1 protein-coding gene is annotated in these 995 nt (G+C 58.8%); it reads left to right on the top strand.

Annotated features, from left to right (window positions below):
• On the top strand, positions 1-995 hold a 995-nt coding region (locus tag PAT3040_RS37115; protein ID WP_181376669.1), incomplete at both ends, for a carbohydrate binding domain-containing protein.

The raw sequence follows: 995 nt of genomic DNA, 5'->3' as shown, positions 1-995 counted from the left end.
TAGGGGGCAATTACGACGGCGGACGGCTGCCGGACCCCGGTGCTTTCCCTGCCACAATGGAGGTCGATTACGTCCGCGTATACGAATTGACGGGGCGGCCGTATTTGGAGCCGGTTGAGCCGCGGCTTGTCGCTGACGAATTCCCCGAAGGCGGCAAGGAAGCCGTAGGCGGGAATTTCTTGTACGACATCGGCTTTGCGGAGGGCATTAACAGCGTGACGGATGCTGCGCCGGACATGGATCCCGTCTATTGGAACTTCCTGCACGATAATCAGTTCGGCGGCTCCGGGACGGCGAGCGTCGAGACGATAGACGGAGCGAAGTTCGCCAAGCTGGATCTGACCGCGGGCGGCAACGCGAATTACGCTTTGCAGCTCATTCAATATTTGACGCTGGTCAAAGGCAAGTCGTATAAGCTTAGCTTCGACGCGAAAGCGTCGGCGTCCCGGAATATGAGCATCAAGTTCGGCGGGGATGCCAGCAGCAATTGGGCGATCTATTCCGACAACTTCGATGCGGGATTAACGGAAGTCGTGAAATCCTACGAATATCGGTTCCAGATGACTGGCGACACCAACGCGGCGGCTCGCTTGGAATTCAACGTGGGGCAGAATGTTGCCGATGTCTGGATCGGCAAGGTCCGCGTCGAGGAGATCGACATGGTAAACACGCCGGACGATCCCAAGAAGCCGCTGGACAACGGCAATCACGTCTACAACGGCTCCTTCGATTTGGGGACGATGGACCGCATGAAATATTGGCATGTATATGCGGGAGGCACGGTTTCGGCGGTGCTGGGAGTGAAGCCCGACGAACGTTATTTGAGTGCGAGTATCGAAGCAGGCGGCGCGTCTCCTTCGGATATCGTACTGAGTCAGAAGGGCATCGAGCTGCTGCAGAGCGATACGTACCGGCTGTCGCTGGAGGGTTGGGCGGACGGCGCGCGAAGCATCGAGGTGCGGCTGCGGGGCAAGGACGGCGCCGTCTTTGCCGGA

It is taken from the genome of Paenibacillus agaridevorans, assembly GCF_003112455.1.
Lineage (GTDB): Bacteria > Bacillota > Bacilli > Paenibacillales > Paenibacillaceae > Pristimantibacillus > Pristimantibacillus agaridevorans.
The sequence above is the reverse complement of the archived record's forward strand: the minus strand, read 5'-3'. Positions and strand labels throughout refer to the sequence as shown.